The sequence below is a fragment of the Lacinutrix sp. MEBiC02404 genome, from assembly GCF_053601575.1.
The window spans coordinates 1-346 of the sequence record NZ_JBSHNV010000224.1 but is presented as its reverse complement, the minus strand read 5'-3'; the positions used below and the strand labels follow the sequence as shown (position 1 = coordinate 346).

The 346-nt window shown below is 38.2% G+C and carries 1 protein-coding gene; it reads left to right on the top strand.

The window, feature by feature from the left end; all coding sequences use genetic code 11:
- Positions 1–346 (top strand): hypothetical protein (locus tag ACVCXO_RS18985; protein ID WP_452231181.1); only part of this gene is annotated, 346 nt, incomplete at both ends.

The following is a 346-nucleotide window of genomic DNA, read 5'->3' as shown; positions in this document are numbered from 1 at the left end:
AATACTGCAACGCCACAAACACAAACGATTACCGTTTCAGATAATATTACTCCTACATTTACTGCTCCCGCAGCTATTGAAATTTTTACGGATGCTTCTTGTAATTATGATGCAACGGTTAGTGAAACTGGTGATGTAACTAATGAAGCTGATAATTGTGATACTACTTTAGATGCTACCTTTACAGATGTTGTAACGGCTGGTGCTTGTGAAGGTTCGTTTATTATTACTAGAACTTGGACTTTATCAGACGATTGTGGGAACACTGCAACGCCGCAAATACAAACGATTACCGTTTCAGATAATATTGCGCCTACATTTACTGCTCCTGCAGCTATTGAAATTT